At 39.1% G+C, this 381-nt stretch carries 1 protein-coding gene; it reads right to left on the bottom strand.

Annotated elements, in window-relative coordinates; translation table 11 throughout:
- Positions 1-287 (bottom strand): carboxypeptidase-like regulatory domain-containing protein (locus tag M1B78_RS18590; protein ID WP_257941510.1); only part of this gene is annotated, 287 nt, incomplete at its 3' end.
- Positions 288-381: the final 94 nt, after the last annotated feature.

The following is a 381-nucleotide window of genomic DNA, read 5'->3' as shown; positions in this document are numbered from 1 at the left end:
TCTACCGTTTTGTAACCCACAAATGAAATTTGGATAATGTCGCCTTCTTTCACACCGGACAAAGAGAAATTACCATCGATGTCGGTAATCACACCATTGGTACTTCCTTTTACTACTACCGAGGCACCGATAACAGGACCGAATGCATCATTTACCACACCTTTGCAAACACTGCTCTGTTGTGTGTCATACACCCCTGCTACATCAGGGTTTGCAGCATAAACCGCTCCTGTTGAGCCTCCCAACAAAAGCAGCATCATGCTGACTGTTCTGAATTGTCTAAACATAATAATGTAATTTAAGGTTTATATATAAATAACCAGTTTGCAAATGACCTTATATCAAATATTCATATCATTAAAGTAAGCATAGTACTTCCAG

The sequence above is a fragment of the Bacteroides muris (ex Fokt et al. 2023) genome, assembly GCF_024704895.1.
In the GTDB taxonomy this organism is placed as follows: domain Bacteria; phylum Bacteroidota; class Bacteroidia; order Bacteroidales; family Bacteroidaceae; genus Bacteroides; species Bacteroides muris.
This window is presented reverse-complemented; position numbering and strand designations above follow the sequence as displayed.